Source organism: Shewanella abyssi (assembly GCF_023284025.1).
Lineage (GTDB): Bacteria > Pseudomonadota > Gammaproteobacteria > Enterobacterales > Shewanellaceae > Shewanella > Shewanella abyssi.
Genome location: NZ_JAKIKR010000053.1, coordinates 1 through 18,433, shown reverse-complemented (window position 1 = coordinate 18,433; position 18,433 = coordinate 1). Strand labels below are relative to the sequence as shown.

The 18,433-nt window shown below is 44.0% G+C and carries 18 protein-coding genes and 1 other annotated feature; of the genes, 4 read left to right on the top strand and 14 right to left on the bottom strand.

Features of this window, described 5'->3' with window-relative positions; genetic code table 11:
* The first annotated feature begins 45 nt into the window (after nucleotides 1-45).
* Both hpf and L2755_RS18205 read left to right on the top strand, forming a co-directional pair.
* Nucleotides 46-408 (top strand): ribosome hibernation-promoting factor, HPF/YfiA family, encoded by a 363-nt coding sequence (hpf, locus tag L2755_RS18210; protein ID WP_248982104.1) that lies wholly within the window; start codon nucleotides 46-48, stop codon nucleotides 406-408.
* Between the two features lie 120 nt (nucleotides 409-528).
* Nucleotides 529-647 (top strand) — a sequence feature (Phe leader region).
* Between the two features lie 34 nt (nucleotides 648-681).
* Complete coding sequence (locus L2755_RS18205; RefSeq protein ID WP_248982103.1) at nucleotides 682-2,658, top strand: chorismate mutase; 1,977 nt, start codon at nucleotides 682-684, stop codon at nucleotides 2,656-2,658.
* 213 nt (nucleotides 2,659-2,871) lie between these two features.
* Here L2755_RS18205 and L2755_RS18200 read toward each other — a convergent pair whose 3' ends face one another.
* From L2755_RS18200 to ffh, 11 genes are all read right to left on the bottom strand, one after another.
* Nucleotides 2,872-3,063 carry a hypothetical protein gene (locus L2755_RS18200; RefSeq protein WP_248982102.1) on the bottom strand — a complete coding sequence of 64 codons (192 nt, stop codon included), beginning with the start codon at nucleotides 3,061-3,063 and terminating at the stop codon, nucleotides 2,872-2,874.
* Between the two features lie 120 nt (nucleotides 3,064-3,183).
* Nucleotides 3,184-3,522 (bottom strand): hypothetical protein, encoded by a 339-nt coding sequence (locus tag L2755_RS18195; RefSeq protein WP_248982101.1) that lies wholly within the window; start codon nucleotides 3,520-3,522, stop codon nucleotides 3,184-3,186.
* A gap of 137 nt (nucleotides 3,523-3,659) precedes the next feature.
* Nucleotides 3,660-4,763, bottom strand: coding sequence for an FAD-binding oxidoreductase (locus tag L2755_RS18190; RefSeq protein ID WP_248982100.1), 1,104 nt, complete (start codon nucleotides 4,761-4,763; stop codon nucleotides 3,660-3,662).
* A 95-nt stretch (nucleotides 4,764-4,858) separates the two neighbouring features.
* Entirely contained in the window at nucleotides 4,859-6,523 is a 1,665-nt protein-coding gene (gene hcp, locus L2755_RS18185; protein WP_248982099.1) for a hydroxylamine reductase, read from the bottom strand.
* A 285-nt stretch (nucleotides 6,524-6,808) separates the two neighbouring features.
* Nucleotides 6,809-7,948, bottom strand: coding sequence for a bifunctional chorismate mutase/prephenate dehydrogenase (tyrA, locus tag L2755_RS18180; protein ID WP_248982098.1), 1,140 nt, complete (start codon nucleotides 7,946-7,948; stop codon nucleotides 6,809-6,811).
* A 14-nt stretch (nucleotides 7,949-7,962) separates the two neighbouring features.
* Nucleotides 7,963-9,054, bottom strand: a complete 1,092-nt coding sequence (locus tag L2755_RS18175; protein ID WP_248982097.1) for a 3-deoxy-7-phosphoheptulonate synthase — start codon at nucleotides 9,052-9,054, stop codon at nucleotides 7,963-7,965.
* 390 nt (nucleotides 9,055-9,444) lie between these two features.
* A complete protein-coding gene (gene rplS, locus L2755_RS18170) occupies nucleotides 9,445-9,798 on the bottom strand; it encodes a 50S ribosomal protein L19 (protein WP_248982096.1) in 354 nt (117 codons plus the stop codon).
* A 36-nt stretch (nucleotides 9,799-9,834) separates the two neighbouring features.
* Nucleotides 9,835-10,581, bottom strand: a complete 747-nt coding sequence (trmD, locus tag L2755_RS18165; RefSeq protein WP_248982095.1) for a tRNA (guanosine(37)-N1)-methyltransferase TrmD — start codon at nucleotides 10,579-10,581, stop codon at nucleotides 9,835-9,837.
* Between the two features lie 15 nt (nucleotides 10,582-10,596).
* A complete protein-coding gene (gene rimM, locus L2755_RS18160) occupies nucleotides 10,597-11,127 on the bottom strand; it encodes a ribosome maturation factor RimM (protein ID WP_248982094.1) in 531 nt (176 codons plus the stop codon).
* A gap of 20 nt (nucleotides 11,128-11,147) precedes the next feature.
* A complete protein-coding gene (rpsP, locus tag L2755_RS18155) occupies nucleotides 11,148-11,399 on the bottom strand; it encodes a 30S ribosomal protein S16 (protein WP_101090472.1) in 252 nt (83 codons plus the stop codon).
* 218 nt (nucleotides 11,400-11,617) lie between these two features.
* Nucleotides 11,618-12,991 (bottom strand): signal recognition particle protein, encoded by a 1,374-nt coding sequence (gene ffh, locus L2755_RS18150; protein ID WP_248982093.1) that lies wholly within the window; start codon nucleotides 12,989-12,991, stop codon nucleotides 11,618-11,620.
* A gap of 407 nt (nucleotides 12,992-13,398) precedes the next feature.
* On the opposite strand from ffh, the gene L2755_RS18145 reads away from it, so the two are divergent.
* On the top strand, nucleotides 13,399-14,187 hold the full coding sequence (locus tag L2755_RS18145; protein WP_248982092.1) for a cytochrome C assembly family protein: 789 nt from the start codon (nucleotides 13,399-13,401) through the stop codon (nucleotides 14,185-14,187).
* A gap of 120 nt (nucleotides 14,188-14,307) precedes the next feature.
* A complete protein-coding gene (locus L2755_RS18140; RefSeq protein WP_248982091.1) occupies nucleotides 14,308-15,585 on the top strand; it encodes an HlyC/CorC family transporter in 1,278 nt (425 codons plus the stop codon).
* Nucleotides 15,586-15,632: 47 nt separating this feature from the next.
* Here the strand turns inward: L2755_RS18140 and L2755_RS18135 are convergent, their stop codons facing one another.
* From L2755_RS18135 to L2755_RS18125, 3 genes are all read right to left on the bottom strand, one after another.
* A complete protein-coding gene (locus L2755_RS18135; RefSeq protein ID WP_248982090.1) occupies nucleotides 15,633-16,178 on the bottom strand; it encodes an Mpo1 family 2-hydroxy fatty acid dioxygenase in 546 nt (181 codons plus the stop codon).
* 734 nt (nucleotides 16,179-16,912) lie between these two features.
* A complete protein-coding gene (locus tag L2755_RS18130; protein WP_248982089.1) occupies nucleotides 16,913-17,173 on the bottom strand; it encodes a hypothetical protein in 261 nt (86 codons plus the stop codon).
* A partial coding sequence (locus L2755_RS18125; protein ID WP_248982088.1) for an RHS repeat domain-containing protein occupies nucleotides 17,166-18,433 on the bottom strand: 1,268 nt, incomplete at its 5' end. The genes L2755_RS18125 and L2755_RS18130, both read right to left, overlap by 8 nt.

The window sequence follows — 18,433 nt, the reverse complement described above, 5'->3', positions numbered from 1 at the left end:
CAGATTGTTAGTCTGAATTCAAGGAAACAACAAAAGGTTCGAAATATGATAAAGATTACTAGCAAGCACTTCGAAGTTACTGAATCTATCCGCGAACGTATTGAAGCAAGATTAGAGAAATTAGCACGACACGATGTGCAGCTTATTAATCCACACGTAATCATACAGCAGGAGAAACAAGGTTTTAAGGTTGAAGCTTCAGTTGGTATTCCTAGTGCCAACTTATTTGCCCAGGCGAAACATGAAGACCTATACGCAGCAATTACTGCAATGGGACAAAAGCTGGAGAAACAGCTAAATCGCCTTACACATAAACCCGAAAGCCAACGCCATGCAACACTTAAAAGAGAAGATGATGCAATTGATGACGGCTTTAACGACAGCAATGAGGAGGAATACGCAGCTTGATATTATTTACTAACTTTTGTTCAAAAGCGCACCTCGAGTGCGCTTTTTATTACAAAACTTTCAAATTGGCTAAGTTTTGATTGACAGTAAACCGCCTCGGCTTTAGTTTAAATCCATGAATATAATCCAAACCGCATTTTTTACTTTCTTTTTTGTGCCCCCCACCCTCGGAGGCGGAATTTCGGTGTAAAAACGAAAGTGAAAATTCCAAAGCCTCCCACACGGGAGGCTTTTTTAATTCTAAGCGCGCTAAACAAAAATGTAGAGGCCAAAATGAGCAAACCACAACCTTTAAACCACACTCGGGAGCAGATCACCACTCTCGACAACGACCTTTTGGCTTTATTAGCAAAACGCCGAGAGTTAAGTTTAGATGTTGCTCGCAGCAAAGAAGTCGATGTTAGGCCTATACGTGATACTACCCGCGAAAAAGAGCTGCTGGCACGCCTCGTCAAACAAGGCCGAGAACAGGGCTTGGATGCACACTATGTGATTTCGTTATACCAGAGCATTATTGAAGACTCAGTACTTAACCAACAAGCCTACCTTCATGGGCGTGCCAATCCAGCAACTCAACAACAGCAGTATTGCGTAGCCTACCTTGGCGCTCGAGGCTCTTATTCATATTTAGCCGCCAGTCGTTATTGCGACAGACGCCAAGTCGAAATGCAAGATTTGGGTTGCAAAAGCTTTGATGAGATAGTTCAAGCAGTTGAATCTGGCCATGCTGATTATGGTTTTTTACCTATTGAAAATACTTCATCAGGTTCCATCAACGAAGTTTATGATGTGCTGCAACATACCAGTCTAGCCATTGTCGGTGAAACCACTATCGAAGTTGGCCATTGCTTACTGGCGAATAATGGCGCAAATATTAATAATATAAAAACCGTCTACGCCCATCCACAACCGATAAGCCAATGCAGTCGCTATCTAAGCCAACATGGCGACTTCAAGTTAGAGTACTGTTCAAGCAGCGCAGAAGCGATGGAGATGGTGTGTAACGCTGGCAATAATAGTGTTGCAGCTATAGGCAGTAGTGAAGGCGGCGCATTATACCAACTCGAAGCTATTGATACCGGTTTAGCTAACCAAAAAATTAACCAAAGCCGTTTCATTGTCGTTGCACGCAAGGCGGTTGATGTACCAGAGCAATTACCCGCAAAATGCACACTCATTATGGCGACAGGGCAAAAGCCTGGTGCCTTGGTTGAAGCATTACTGGTGTTGAAAGCCAGAAACCTGAATATGAGTAAGTTGGAATCACGCCCTATCCCAGGTACACCTTGGGAGGAGATGTTCTACCTTGACATTGACGCTAACCTATCAAGTGAACCTATGCAGGCAGCACTGAAAGAGTTAGAAAGAACCACTCGCTTTATCAAAGTGCTAGGCTGCTATCCATGCGAAACGGTTAATCCTACTCAGCTCAGCAATAGCCAGCTGATGATTGAACCAAGCACCTCTAAATCAACTGCAACACCAAGTATGGCAAGCAGTAAGCAGAAACGTTATAGCAAAGCTTATAAAACAACATCGACCGAGATAGTCTGCGGCCAACTTAGCATCGGCAATAATCATTCAGCAGCGATAGCTCAGCTGCAATTGCCTTTCGACATCAGCCAATTTGAGCAGCGTGCTAAAGCACTCAAGGAGTCAGGTTTTCAAGCGATTGTGATCCAAGGCTTAAGTCAACAAAGTGACTTACTGAGCTCTCTCAATAAATTCAAGCATACCTTGGATCAATTTGGTCTGGTTTGCATCTTAATGGTTGAACATGAAACAGACCTCGCCATTGCCGCACAACTTGGTGATATGATTATGTTATCAGGCACGCAAATGTACAACCAAGCCATACTCACCCAACTTGGGTCACTGTTACTGCCTATCATATTAGAGCGCAACACCATGGCCAGCGTCGATGACTTCCTTAATGCGGCCGAAATGGTATTAAGCCAGGGGAATCAGCAATTAGCCTTATGTGAATCAGGCGTAAGTACACTCAATAATTCGGGGAAGCCCTCTCTCGATTTGGCCGCTTTAGTTGAGCTTAAAAATGCCAGCCACTTACCGGTAATCGTAAACCCTTGCTATGCGGTTGACACTCTGAAATTACCCAACTTTACCAAAGCAATTAAGCAACTTGGTGGTGACGGTATTGTGGTTAACATTGCTAATATTGAACAAGTAGGTGTGAGCGAAGAGCAACAAAAATTGCTTAACGATCTACTCAATAACCTGTACCGATAGTCTATATCGATTACGAGTAACAAGCGCTGTAAAGCAGTCATACGTCGGCCGCCAATATCTATTGGCGGTCGTTATTTAATCCTATATCGAATATTTTAAAATTAATCAGCCCCCTTCTCTTCTTCAGCGTGACTCTTATCAATCAAGCTAGGAACAAGATAGAGAAAACTACTACCACCTCTTGCAAAAATAAACCGGTTATACCCGCCATCGTTAATGGCTCAGTAGAGGAGACCACTGGTGAAATAGCGACAGAAATAACCAAGCCGATACCGCAATCGGATCTGTAGGCGAACTCAGCGCGCTAAACTCGAATAAACAGAGACACCAAATATCTTGTCTGCCGCCAATATAAGTAGGCTTAATAGCAACGCGAGCGCCGTAATAGTCATGTGATCTTGCCAACGGTGTATACGTAAGAGATAAGCTATATAACTAAAGAAAGCGCAGAAAGAAGGCTAGAATTTCGTAACGAGTCACAGACTGTACTCATCAATTTAAACGGGGGAATGGATGAAAAGGAGACTAGATACAGCGACCCTCTACTAGGCTCAGCCAGCCCTTAAAAATACGACCGCTAAACCAAACTGCGCCAGCAACATAAAGTGTGCCACTTAACCAGGGTTGATTACTTAAGTAGCCCACTAACATAAGCAGCAACATGCCGATAATCGACCAGCGTTGCCATCTAAGGTGGGACACGAGAACTGAACTTAGGGTGTTTTGACGCTGGTTTAAGTTAATCAATAGACTCAGAACGGCGGGGAGTAACAGCACAGGAAAACAGGCCATAAGCCCATATAACATGTGAGCAAGGCTTTTATCTTCTAGAGGTAATGCTGCTAAATGCGTTGTTGATGTCATAGCCACTCCGTCAAGAAAGAAAAGACAGGCGTAAATTCCATCACGTCCTGTCATTAACCTTACTTTCTCATAGTGACTTACGCAACTTTCACTACTAATTTATTTCAAATTTATTAACAATTGATGGCGCTTTGTGACTACAGCTCTAGCGTCACATCAGACTTCAACTTTGTAGAACAAGCCAAAACATAGCCTTGTGCTATTTCATCGGCCGTTAGTGACATCTGACTAGAGGATTCAGTTTCACCCTCGACCACCTTGCATTTACACGCGCCACATACACCAGAGCGACAAGCTGCAATGATAGGTAACCCTTCAGCTTCAACACCATCGAGCACCGTTTGTGCGCTGCTCATTGAGCGTACTCTATCGCCAATGCGCAACATAAAGCCACCATCATCGCTCTCAACGCTGTCCGCACTTTCTTTTGCTGCAGCAAGCTCTGCGAGATCACCTTTGAATGAGCCAAAGCTTTCTTGATGAAATTGCGCCATATTAAAATTAAGCGACTCAAGTAATGCTTTTACCGCAGCCATGTATGGCTCTGGGCCACAAACAAACACGGTTCTAGATTGGTAGTCTGGCACTAGGCGCTGCAAGTTGTCGGCAGATAAACGACCCGCCTGCTGGTCAACATGAGCACAAGGCTCAGCGTCAACGTTTTCTAAAATATAATTGAGTTTAAATTGACTACTACGCTCCGCTATCTGCTCAAGAGATTGTTTAAAAATAAGATCTTCAGTTGATTTTGCACTGTGTAAGAAGCAAACGTCAGGGCTAATTTGAGTATCCGCTAACCATCGAGACATCGAGTACATCGGCGTAATGCCACAGCCTGCACTTAAAAACAGATAGTTATCAGCGGCAATATCAATAAGGTTAAATGCACCATCCGGTCCAAGCGCGCGGACGACATGGCCGACCTCTAGATGATTAGCCAAGTAGTTAGATACTTTGCCGCCTTCAATCTGCTTTACCGTCAGCACCACTGAGAATGGGCGCGAAGGCGATGAGCTAATGGTGTAACTACGGCCGATTTTCTCGCCATTAATATCTAATAGCAATGTTAAAAACTGCCCTGGCTTAAAATGAAACTTTACCGGCTTGATGCCTTGAAAGCGAAAACTCATGACATCGTGAGTCTCGTTCCACTTTTCAACACACACTAACTGATGTTCGCCTGCTTGCCACTGCTCAGCTTCAAACGGCTCTGTCGCCGACATATTTATATTATTAGCCATATCATTTTAACCTAGATTTTTAGAATACTTCTGACATAAAAATGGCCACTTTTGAGTGGCCACTTTTATTTACTCATCACCGACTAAACAGGCATTTAAGCCACGTTTAGAATGCGATTAAGATCCGCTTCAACTGTTGTAGTTGTGCGCAGTCCAAACTTCTCTTCTAAGACTTTAGCCAAGTTTTCAGTTAGGAATGCTGGCGCTGTTGGGCCAGTCAAAATGTTCTTCACACCTAGTGACAATAGCGTCAGTAACACTACAATCGCTTTTTGCTCAAACCAAGACAGAACGATGCTCAATGGTAATTCATTGATGTCGCATTCAAATGCTTCAGACAATGCAATAGCAAGCTGGATAGCAGAATAAGCATCATTACACTGACCAACATCCAATAGACGTGGGATACCGTTAATGTCACCAAACTCAAGTTTGTTGAACTTATACTTACCACAACCCAGTGTCAGAATAATCGAGTCAGCAGGCGCTTGCGTTGCTATATCGGTAAAGTAACCACGCTCTTCCTTATCGCCGTCACAGCCACCAACCAAGAAGAAATGCTTAATAGCACCACTTTTCACATTCTCAATCACGGTTGGCGCTGCAGCCATTAGTGCGTTACGAGCGAAGCCGATAGTGATTAGATGGGGGATCTCATCATAGGCGAAGCCTTCTAAAGACTCTGCTTTAGCAATAACGGCACTAAAATCATCACCGACAATGTGACTAACACCAGGCCAGCCAACAATGCTACGAGTGAAAATACGGTCAGAATAATCGCCCACATTCGGGTCAACAATACAGTTAGACGTCATTACGACGGCACCTGGGAAGTTAGAAAATTCTTTTTGCTGGTTCTGCCATGCACTACCGTAGTTACCGACAAGGTGTGGGAATTTTTTAAGTTCTGGGTAAGCTAACGCTGGTAACATTTCACCGTGAGTGAATACGTTAATGCCCTTGCCTTCAGTTTGTTGCAAGATAAGCTCTAGATCTTTCATGTCATGACCCGACACCAAGATAGCCTTACCTTTTATAGATTTGGTGTTCACTTGAGTCGGCTCTGGGTGGCCGAATGAGTGAGTCTCGCCTTCATCTAACATCGCCATTACGCGATAGTTAAGTTGACCAATCTGCATTGCAGTTTCAAACAGCTTGTCACCATCAACAGAGTCTTCACCTAAGAACGCCATGATTTCGTGGAATTCACCGGCAACTTCATCGTTGGTTTGGTCCAGTACGCGAGCATGCTCCATATATGCAGCAGCGCCTTTAAGGCCGTATAAACAAAGTAAACGTAGACCCATGATATCTTCATGAACTTCGTCTTTGCCACGGTTAGCAGCTGCTTGAGGCGCTTGAGAAAGCATTTCAGGCTTAGTTGCACCTAATACTAACTGCATTGTTGCTGTCGGCGCTTTTGCTTCAATATTTAATTCAGCGCATTTCGCTTCATAAGCTGTTTGCAAACGGCTACGGAAAATATTCGCTTGTGTCGTGTATCCAATAATACGGTCATCATCAAAGTTCACGTTAGTTAATGTCGCGAAAAATGCCTTTGGTACAAAGGTGTCAATCTCGTGATCAACAACGCCAACTTCACGTGCTCGTACAGCGTAAGCTGATACACCTTGAAGTATATAGATGAGTAGATCTTGAAGGTCAGATGTATCCGAAGTCTTACCACACATACCTTGAGTGTAACTACAGCCATTGCCCGCAGGCGTTCTAATTGTTTGCTCACATTGAATACAAAACACGACATTTACTCCTAATACTTAATACATGCATATAATTTGCATCTTTTGAATTAGTTTACGCCGATTAAGAAATTGCAAAAGTATTTTCTACGGATAATGGTGAAAACTATGAATGAGATCACCTTAAGCATCCGCTAATGTTGACTAATTGCTCAAAATTAACATGATATTGGCGCGGGCTAAAAACAGCATTAATAATACTGTTCATTCTCATTACTATTTACCTTTGTTTTGACAATAAAAAAGGAGCCTAAGCTCCTTTTTTATCAATCTATTCATATCACATTAATCTGTTTTCATATCATTGACCGATTGCAACATTGCCCGACTTTCTCTTTGAAACTGCGGTGCAAAGTCACCGAACCACTGTGCCACCTCTTCGAACTGTTTAACAAACGCTTCTCGGTTGCCTGACTTTAATATCGACAGGGCTTGCGAATAGTTATCAAGGTAATCGCTAATCGCCACTAAGCTTTCTTCTTGAGCAAAAATAATATCTGCATATAACTCCGGGCTCTGGGCAAATAGACGCCCCACCATCGCTAGCTCTAAACGATATATAGGTGAACTAAACTGCAGTAGAGATCCTATATCAGCCTCCTCTTTATAGAGGTTAAGTCCGTAAACAAAAGAGGAGAAATGTCGCATTGCCTGCACCAGTTGCATCGCTTTATCATGCTTCTCAGGTTCAGCTTCAACGATACGTGCGCCCCAGATCTCAATCTGTTCAATCAACCATTGGTATTGAGACTTATCACGACCATGACAAACTACGACCACTTGCTTAGCTAAGCTGCCGACATCAGGACCAAACATGGGGTGCAAACCTAAAACAGGGCCTGAGTGCGCCGCTAACATGGCTTCAACAGGTGCAGTTTTAATCGACGTTAAGTCAGCAAGAATACAATGATCTGGTAATTGCGTTAGCTTGCTAGCAATCAAATCACAGGTAATGCTAATCGGTACCGTCACAATAACTAAACCAGCACCATCAAAAATGGTCTGACTATTAGCCCAGTCGTCCTTATCTAAAGACCTAACTTCATACCCTGACAAGGTCAGCATTTGCGAAAACAGACCGCCGAGCTTGCCTTCACCGCCAACAATAACCACATGACCAAGTTCGGTATTGACTTGCTTAAAGCCTACGTCCTTCTCATTAAGGTAAGACTCGCGCATTAAGCGCCTTAGAATATCCTCGATTAACTGTGGTTCTACATTCATCGCAGCTGCTTCGCCGCGACGTTTTGCCAGCATTGATGCTTCACGCTGAGGGGCATAAATGGGCAAGCCTGCACCGTGCTTAACAGCACCAACTTGTGCCACTAGATCTAATCGTTTTCTCAGTAGATGCAGTAACTGCTGGTCAACGCCATCAATTAAGCCTCTGAGGTTTTCAAGCTCTGCAGTGGTCTTCTCGTTCATTACTCTCTCTTCCATCAGCCGTTCGCAACTTTCAGCATATCAAATCTTGTAGGTAATACTGAAGCTAAGTCTGCAGCGCCGGTGCGTAATAATGCTGCGGTTGATTGCCAATCGATACATGCATCAGTCACTGACACGCCATAAGCTAACTCATTAAACGGCAGATCGCTGCTTTGCTTACCTGCATTAAGGTGGCTCTCAAGCATCACCCCAATAATAGACTGATTACCATTAACGATTTGGCTAAACACATCCTCACACACGGGCTTTTGCTTATTGTGATCTTTTGCTGAATTACCATGGCTGCAATCAACAATCAGGCGGGCATTCAATTTCGCCCCATGCAACTGTTTTTCACACTCCTCGACACTGGCCGCATCATAATTTGGTGCTTTACCACCGCGTAAAATAACGTGCCCATCAGGGTTACCCGCTGTTTGCAACAATGAGACTTGCCCTTGTTGGTTGATCCCCATAAAGCGGTGACCGCTTGCTGCAGACTCTAGCGCGTTAATTGCAACACCCAGTTTGCCATCGGTACCGTTTTTGAATCCGACTGGCATAGAAAGCCCCGATGCCATCTCGCGGTGTGTCTGCGATTCAGTAGTACGAGCGCCAATCGCTGACCAAGTGATAAGTTCTGACATGTACTGGGGACTAATGGGATCGAGCGCTTCAGTGGCGACAGGAAGCCCAAGCTCGGCCAGCCAAATCATCAATTCACGCGCTTTACGCAAGCCTTTATCAACGTCAAATGACTCGTTCATATCAGGATCATTAATCATGCCTTTCCAGCCCACGGTAGTACGTGGTTTTTCAAAGTAAACACGCATCAACACGTAAAACTGCTCGCCTAGCTCATCATGCAGTTTCTTAAGCTTAAGTGCGTACTCTTTAGCAGCATCGATATCATGAATAGAGCAAGGTCCAGCAATGACTAACACTCGGTTATCGCGCTTATGTACGATGTCAGCCACTGTTCTGCGGGCATTAAGAACATACTGGCTAGCATGAGCAGACAAGGGAAGATCGCGCTTTAGCTCCTCTGGAGTCACTAACACTTTCTCTGAACTAATATGAACGTTGTTTATCGTATCTTGCTGCATGCTTATCACCTGATTTGAGTTTTCATCTTCCAATATCTATTAGCACTATTGACCGAATTAGAAGTCTATCCTATAAAATTAACTGTAATTGCGTACTGCTACACCATTACACCTTGAAAGCACTATGCCTGTGTGTCAGATGAAGATCAAGCACAAATGGGATAAATGAATAAATTTATGCTTTAAGGCGCTGTAGCCGGCCCAATCGACAAAAATAACGAGCTAAAGAGTTGACGAGTTTATATATTAAGAGACGTCACAGCGACGAAAACAAAGTGTCATTGAGACAGCCTTTACTAAATTACAGCCAACAAAAAACCGCCATATAGGCGGTTTCTCATGCGAACACTGCATCTTTTTTTAGCTAAACTAATTATTACTAAAGCGTAATTACTTAGTAGCTAGCTTCTCACGAATACGTGCAGACTTACCTGAACGTTCACGTAGATAGTAAAGCTTAGCACGACGAACACGGCCGCGACGCTTAACTTCGATGCTAGAGATGATTGGGCTGTGAATTTGGAACGCACGCTCAACACCTTCGCCATTAGAGATTTTACGTACTGTGAATGCAGAGTGAACGCCGCGGTTACGCTTAGCGATTACAACGCCTTCGAACGCCTGTAGACGCTCTTTACCGCCTTCTACAACACGTACTTTAACAACTACTGTATCACCGGCACCAAATACTGGTACGTCGGTTTTCATTTGCTCTTCGTTGAGCATTTTGATGATGTTATTCATTAAATAAACTCCATTCTAGTAATAACTACGCTTCGACTAATCATCTTGTTTGATGCTGTCTACAAATTCGGCTAAAAGCTTCTCTTGTTCGCCAGTCAGAGCTAGATTTTCAAGTAATTCTGGTCGTCTTAACAAAGTTCTACTGAGACTTTGTTGCAAACGCCAGCGTCTAATATGTTCGTGGTTGCCACTTAACAATACGGCTGGAACATCCAGTCCATCCATACTTTCCGGACGCGTATAGTGGGGACAATCCAATAAACCGTCAGAGAAGGAATCCTGCTCTGCCGAAGCCTTTTTTCCTAGCACGCCAGGAACTAGCCTTGATACTGAATCAATCAAAGTCATCGCTGGTATCTCACCGCCCGAAAGCACGTAATCTCCAATCGACCACTCTTCATCCACTTCAGTTTGAATAATGCGCTCATCGACACCTTCGTATCGTCCACACACTAAAATCAAACTGGATGACTTTGCTAACTCTTCAACGCCTTGCTGTGTCAGCTTACGGCCTTGAGGAGAAAGGTAGATCACCTTTGCCTCTTTTCCAGCTGCAGCTTTTGCTGCATGGATGGCATCACGTAGAGGTTGCACCATCATTAACATGCCAGGGCCACCACCGTATGGGCGGTCATCCACTGTGTTATGTTTATCATGGGTGAAATCACGAGGATTCCACGTATGCATCTCTAGCAAACCCTTGCTAACTGCACGACCCGTTACCCCAAAGTCTGTTACGGCACGAAACATCTCCGGAAACAGGGTTACTACCCCTAACCACATCTGCTGTACCTCGACTTAAAAGTCCGGATCCCAATCCACTAAAATCTGTTTTGCCGTCAAATCCACCTTAATGATGAACTGTTCGGTGACAAAGGGGATCATTCGTTCCGCTTTGCCAAAGCCATCTTTTGCGTTAGCTTTAACAAGAAGTACGTCATTTGATCCTGTTTCCACGATCTCCTGCACGTTACCCATGTTATAACCTTTGGTATTAACCACTTCACATCCGATAAGGTCTCGCCAGTAGAATTCATCTTCTGGTAAAACGTTCATCTGCTCCGCAGTTACGGCTATCTCACAATTTGTAAGAGCCTGAGCCTGATCCCGTGTTTCTACGCCTTCAAGACAAGCAACTACGGCTTTACCTTGCATGCGCCACTGGAGGACTTTAACCTCACGCCATTCACCTTGCTCTTTTAACAACCAAGGAGAATAATCAAAAATACCTTCAACAGAATCGGTATAGGTAGTGATCTTCAACCAACCTTTAATGCCATGACTTGAACCTAATTTACCAAGTACGACGGGTTCTTGTTTACTGCTCATCAATCTATACCTTAACGCTATTAAGCAGCTGCTTTACGAGCGTCTTTGATCAATTTTGCTACACGATCAGATGTAGCAGCACCGTTAGCAACCCAATGCTCAACGCGGTCAAGATCTAAGCGTAAAGCTTCTTCTTGGCCACGAGCTAATGGGTTAAAAAAGCCAACACGCTCAATGAAACGACCGTCACGGGCGTTACGGCTGTCAGCAACAACGATGTTATAAAATGGACGCTTTTTTGCGCCGCCACGAGCTAAACGAATGGTAACCATGCGTTTTGTATCCTCTAATGATTTGCTTTTTATCAAGCAAAAATAAAAACTGAAACTCCGTGTTCGCGGAGAGCCCCAGATAGAAAGCTGGCAGATATTACCTGACTGACCAGCGAATGCAACCGTAATCGACGTTTATTACGCCAAAAACGATTTACAGGCTAGAACGAAAACTCATCCTAGCCTGTAAAATTATGTACCGAATAATTAATAATAGACTAGCGTCCAGGCATTTTCATGCCTGGTGGTAACATACCACTCATACCACGCATCATCTTTTTCATGCCGCCTTTGGCCGACATCTTCTTCATCATCTTCTGCATTTGGGTAAACTGTTTAAGTAAACGGTTTACGTCTTGAATTTGTGTACCCGACCCCATTGCGATGCGGCGCTTGCGTGAACCCTTAATAATATCAGGTCGCTGACGCTCACCTGCCGTCATTGAATTAATAATCGCTTCCATCTGCCCGGTCATTTTACCATCTTGAACTTGAGCAAGTGCTTCAGGGGGTAACTGACCCACGCCTGGAAGCTTCTCTATCATGTTCATCATGCCGCCCATGTTCTTCATCTGCTGCAGCTGTTCGCGGAAGTCTTCTAAATCAAAGCTACCGCCTTTCTTCACTTTCGCAGCAAGCTTCATCGCCTTTTCTTTATCGACGCCGCGCTCTACCTCTTCGATAAGCGACAAGACATCGCCCATACCGAGAATACGTGAAGCAATTCGGTCCGGATGGAAAGCTTCAAGTGCGTCGGTTTTTTCACCGACACCCAAGAATTTAATCGGCTTACCGGTAATATGACGAATAGACAATGCCGCACCGCCGCGAGCATCACCATCAACCTTAGTTAGAACGATACCCGTAAGAGGCAATGCCTCATTAAAGGCTTTGGCAGTGGTTGCCGCGTCTTGACCGGTCATGGCATCAACCACAAACAGGGTCTCGACCGGATTAACAGTAGCGTGCAGCTCTTTAATCTCATCCATCATGGCTTCGTCAACATGCAAACGACCTGCAGTATCGACAATAACCACATCAATGAACTTAAGCTTGGCGTGCGCTATGGCCGCTTTGGCAATATCAACCGGTTTTTGGCTGACATCTGATGGGAAGAACTCGACTTCCACTTCTGCTGCTAACGTTTCTAGCTGCTTGATTGCGGCAGGGCGATATACGTCAGCACTCACCACTAGCACAGATTTCTTTTCGCGCTCGCGTAAGAACTTTGCAAGTTTGGCAACACTGGTGGTTTTACCCGCACCTTGCAGGCCGGCCATCATAATGACTGCTGGAGGCTGAGCTGATAGGTCCAAAGCTTCATTAGCTTCGCCCATCGCATTTTCTAGCTCGCTTTGAACAATCTTAATAAATGCCTGGCCGGGACTTAGGCTTTTCGTTACCTCTTGGCCGACAGCGCGTTCTTTTACGCTGTTAACAAAGTCACGTACAACTGGTAAGGCAACGTCGGCCTCAAGTAGTGCCATGCGAACTTCGCGCAAGGTTTCCTTAACGTTCTCTTCCGTTAAGCGACCACGGCCGCTGATATTTTTCAGCGTACGTGACAGTCTGTCAGTTAAGTTCTCAAACATTATCCAGTTCTTACCGTTTAAAATTGATATTGATGGGCCGTATTATAGCGATGCCCAGATATTATGCTACTCAATGAACCAAGTAACTTGGCTTACATTTGCTTCTAAAGGGAACATTTTGCAAAAAAACGGACCTAAGACATAGAATCCACTGAATTTTGCAACCAATGTCACTGCCCAAATAACCCGAGCTCATGTTATTCTAATGCCAAGCGTTGTACGCTATTTCCGTGATTAAACTCGATTCAGTTTAGAATGGAAACCTAGTGCATTACGATTTGTGATTCAGTCATTCAACTTATGTGTGAATCAAGTTAATATAAGTGTCGTTTAGTCAGCTTTGACTTTTTGGCTCAGCCAACAAGTCAATAGAACAATAAGTTCACAAAACAATAGGTTAATACTCAATGGTTATTTTTTCAGCGTCAGCCATGTTTTTTTACAGTATTGCTTTGGTTCTCGTCGCGACTCGTCTTTTTCACGCAGACGGACCAAACCGAAAATTAGTTGCAGGAATAGCAGCCATTGGTGTTGTTTTACACGCTGCGGCACTGTCACAAGCGACCTTTACCGGAGACGGACAGAACTTTAGCCTGACCAATGTCATCTCAATGGTGAATTGGATCATCGCCTTCAGCTTCACCATCTTACTGTTCCGTCTTAAAGTCATCGTCGTTGTACCTGTGGTTTATGCCTGCTCGGTAATCTCAGTTGCGCTTTTATGGCTAGTGCCACCAGAATACATTATCCATTTTGAGGTCCACCCTGATGTACTAGTGCATGTCGTTCTGTCATTAATGGCCTACAGTGCATTAATGATCGCCGCACTCTACGCCATCCAGTTAGCCATTATTAAGAATCGACTCAAGAATAAAAAACTCATCATGGCATCGCACATGCCACCGCTGATGACAGTCGAAAAGCAGCTTTATCATCTTGTTATTGTCGGAGTGGTTTTATTAAGCTTAGCGCTCGCTACCGGCTTTATCTTCCTCGACGATATGTTTGAAGAGGGCAAAGGCCACAAAGCCGTTTTGTCCATCCTCGCTTGGTGCGTCTACATAGCGATGTTGGCCCAACAATATTGGGTGGGTTGTAAGATTAGGACCGCGGTTGCTTATACCTTGACAGGCGGAGTGCTACTGTCGCTCGCCTACTTTGGTGCCCGCATTGTTAAAGAGTTGATCCTCAGCTAAATCTAATCTTCGTCAAGGGGCTCAATCAGCTAAGCATTGAGCCAAACTTGACATGCTTTCGAAATATCTGTAATTACTATTTTTTACAGTTTTAATTAATCCACAGCGGAGCTCCATCTTTTGGACGAAATATCCACCGGCCTACTATTGTCTGTTTTAGCCGTCTTGATTTTACTTTCAGCCTATTTCTCAGGATCTGAAACAGCAATGATGACCTTAAACCGCTATCGTCTACGCCATCTGGCATCGAGCGGGCATAAAGGTGCGATTCGAGCCACTAAGCTGCTGGAACGGCCCGATAGATTGATTGGGCTCATCCTCATTGGCAACAATCTGGTCAATATCCTTGCCTCGTCAATTGCGACTATTATTGGATTACGCCTATTTGGTGATGTGGGTATTGCTATCTCCACCGGTGTACTGACACTAGTCGTATTGGTTTTTGCCGAAGTGACGCCTAAAACATTTGCCGCATTGCACCCAGAACGTATCGCTTTTCCATCGAGCTATATATTACGTTTTTTACTCATCGTACTTTCTCCATTCGTAAAAGCTGTCAATTTCATTACCTCCGGTGTACTTAGACTCGTTGGGATAAGTTCGACAAAAACCTCTGATGCTTTAAGCCAAGAGGAGCTTCGAACAGTCGTGCACGAAGCGGGTGCATTAATCCCAAGACGACATCAAGAGATGCTACTGTCGATCATGGATTTAGAAAAGGTGACAGTCGAAGATGTGATGGTGCCACGTTCAGACCTATATGCTATCAACATCAATGACGAGTTTAAGAGCATTAATAAACAAGTTATTCAGAGCCCACATACACGGGTTCTACTCTATCGCGACACCGTTGATGACGCAGTAGGCTTTGTCCATCTACGCGATGCACTACGGCTGCAGTCTAAAGGGCAGTTCAGCAAATCCTCGTTACTGCGCGCGGTTAAAGAGTTGTACTTTATTCCAGAGGGCACCCCACTGAACGTACAACTGAGTAACTTTCAGCAAAACAAAGAGCGTATTGGTCTAGTCGTTGATGAATATGGCGACATTCAAGGATTGGTCACACTAGAGGATATTCTGGAAGAGATTGTCGGTGATTACACCACCTCAATGGTGACCACTCCGAGTGAAGACATTAGCGAGCAACAAGATGGCAGCTTTCTTATTGAAGCCACGATTAACATTCGTGAATTGAACAAAGAGATGGAATGGCACTTTCCAATTGATGGCCCTAAAACGCTCAATGGTTTGATATTAGAGCATTTGGAAGAGATCCCAACAATCAAAACCAGCATGCGTATCGCAGGTTACCCAATTGAAGTCATTGAACTCGGTGATAATATGGTTAAAACCGTGCGAGTGCTGCCTAAGCATTATGAGCAACCCAAAATAAAGTAATGCTAAAAAACGCTAATCAAACGATTAGCGTTTTTTGTTGCAGCGTCTTAAGTCGCCTTGGCTTTTTTCGCCGCTTCAATCGCTCTGCGCTTATCTCGTGCAAGGGGGGTAATTTCTGCTAATAACTCTTTTTCTAAACCCAACTTAAAATACACTTCAGCCATCAAAAAGAATGGCCCAATAAGCAGCTGATTCAGATCGTCAACAAAAGCGGGCTTTGCCTTCTCATATTTGTGACCAATAAATTGAATGACCCACCCTATGACGAAGGTTGCTATAGCGAGGTATCCGGCGCCATTATATTGGGCAACGATGCTAGAGGTGTATAGCACCGGAATAATGAATAGGGTCAAACCGATCGCGAGCTTTGCATGCAACATAAAATAATATGCTAATACAAAAACAGCAAAAATAGTCGCGACATTAAAGCTAATCACTGGATTATCAAACACAGCAAAATTGATTGGGATAAGATTAAAACCAACAAAGGCCGACCAAATAATCAGTGGCACACCGAAAAAATGGGTCTTTATGTTACTGGGATTTAAGTGCACACTTTTATAAGTCGATAGCTGCTCTACGGCGGATTTCATCGGAGTGTCTCTCTAGTTATAGTTATAGTTATAGTTATAGTTAATTTATCCTTAACCTAAAGGATTTTGCCAACTATTAATAGAGCAAATATTCAGACCAGTATATACCTACCCAACCTGAAGACGCTCGTTTCAGATTGGGAATTCATCATGATCATCTTTAGTAACCACTAAAAAGTACACTGTGCTGCTCAGAGGATTACTGAAAATTTAGAATCTTCACTCCCTTGGCGTTCACAAATATCTTTACTGCTGACGTAACTCGATTTTGGACAGAAATGAGCTAGTTTACGTCTAACATCTGAGCCAGATCCGTCATCCCGCGACTGAATGGCCGTTGATAGTTCCAACAACAATGGCATTTCCTACGTCCGTGTAGGTCAGATTCAGGAGGTAGAGCAATGCAGGGAGCAATTGCCGAGTGAAGCTTCTGGGCCGGTATCTAGTGCCTTTAAGTCTGAAATTATCAGGCCATATTGAAATTGCAGAGCATGCGCCCTGTGTCTTAGCAAGACGCCACAAGTACGTCCATGTAGGCTCTGCTAAATCATCCGTGATTTAGAAGCTTGCACGCCCCACAGCACATGCTCTGCCAGCAAGTTCAAGGTAGCGTCTGACACGCTTCTGGACAGAAATGCGCTAGAGTATTTACTCTAGCGCGAGTGACTCAGATGAGAAAAAGTATCTCAATCTCCCTAATTCACTCCGACCCCTTTATCATTATAAATTACCAATTAATTAGCAAATTTTTTCATATACCCCTTCCATGTTAAATATGCACTAGGAAACCCCAAAAGAAAGAACCATAGCCCAATTGTATGCACATCATAAAAAATATCTAGCTGGCTGACATGTTCATCGTAAATAATGAGTAAGCCGATATTTTTGAATGAAATCGCAAAAAAAGCGGAACTAAATCCCATTCTCAATCCATATAAAAGCATAAAATAAGTAAAACCTTTTGATTTCAAATGTTCCCACTTTACTTTATTCATCACGGGCACCTAAACATTTTTGTAAGCTCTGATTGTAAGCTCTGATTTGTTCGATTTCGCTTTCCGAATAATTTTCGGCTTGCCATGAATAAAAATCTCTAGTTCCTGAGTAACCGGTATAAACACTCCCTACGAATGCGCTTCCGAGAAAAACTGGCCATGAAAAAACAATGGTTTCACCTACTAAAGATTGTGATAGTACTCCACCGATATTAGTCAGAATAACACCAGAAGCAAAATCTTTGATAATGTTGTTATTTCCCTGATAAGTTTCATTCCATCGACCAAACCTATAAACCTCAATCTTGCCATCATTTGTTCTAAATTGATTCCAATTTTCACCACCCGTCGATGATGACCCGCAACCGCAGCTAGAGCTATCTCTCGGCGGCTCACTCGGATCACCCCCAGTATCTTTTGGCCCTAAACCTGTCTCATCAAACCAGATCAACGACGAGTTCAGTGCATAGCGGTATAAATTGTTACCTCCCGCCAAACCTATCGGGTCACTCTGCATATACCTTGCGGTTTTAGCATCGTAATCCCTAAAGCCATTTTGCCAGCTATCCTTCTCACTATCGTAATATTGACCCGGCAATCCTAGGTTTAGACCGCCGATGTTGTCGATAAGCACTTCGCGATCGAAGGCGAGGTTTTTCGCTTGCCATACCACTTCACCATACTTATCCGTTGCCACTTCCGGCCGACCTAAATGGTCATTACTTAGGTAGTACACCTCATTGCCTGCATCCGTTAAATTGACGAGTGCCAGTAGTTGGCCATTTTGATAGATGTACTCACGATGGACCTTACCGTTGCTTGCTTCGGCAATCATCCGTCCTTGTTGGTCATACAGGTAATGAATACGGCTGCCATCAGCTAATAGCTTGGCGCTGCGCTGGCCTTTGGCGTTATAGCTATAGTGAGTCGTTTGGCCATCAATGCTATGGCTTAACATCCTATTAAGGCGGCCGTATTGATAGCTAACGGTTCCCTCTGCCGTTTGCTCGCTAACAATATTACCATTGGCATCATAATCAAACTGACGTTGCTGCTCACCTGTGGTAGCCAATAAGCGATTTGAATCAAATGCACTGCGGTACCAGTCGGTATCGGCTTGTGTGGTGAGGCTTAAGCGATTGCCGATAGCGTCATAGCTAATATCTTGCCAACCATCACTATTGTCGATACTGGTAATTTGACCCAGTGCGTCGTAACCAAAGGATTGGTTAAACTGTTGTGCATGATTAAACCAAGCGG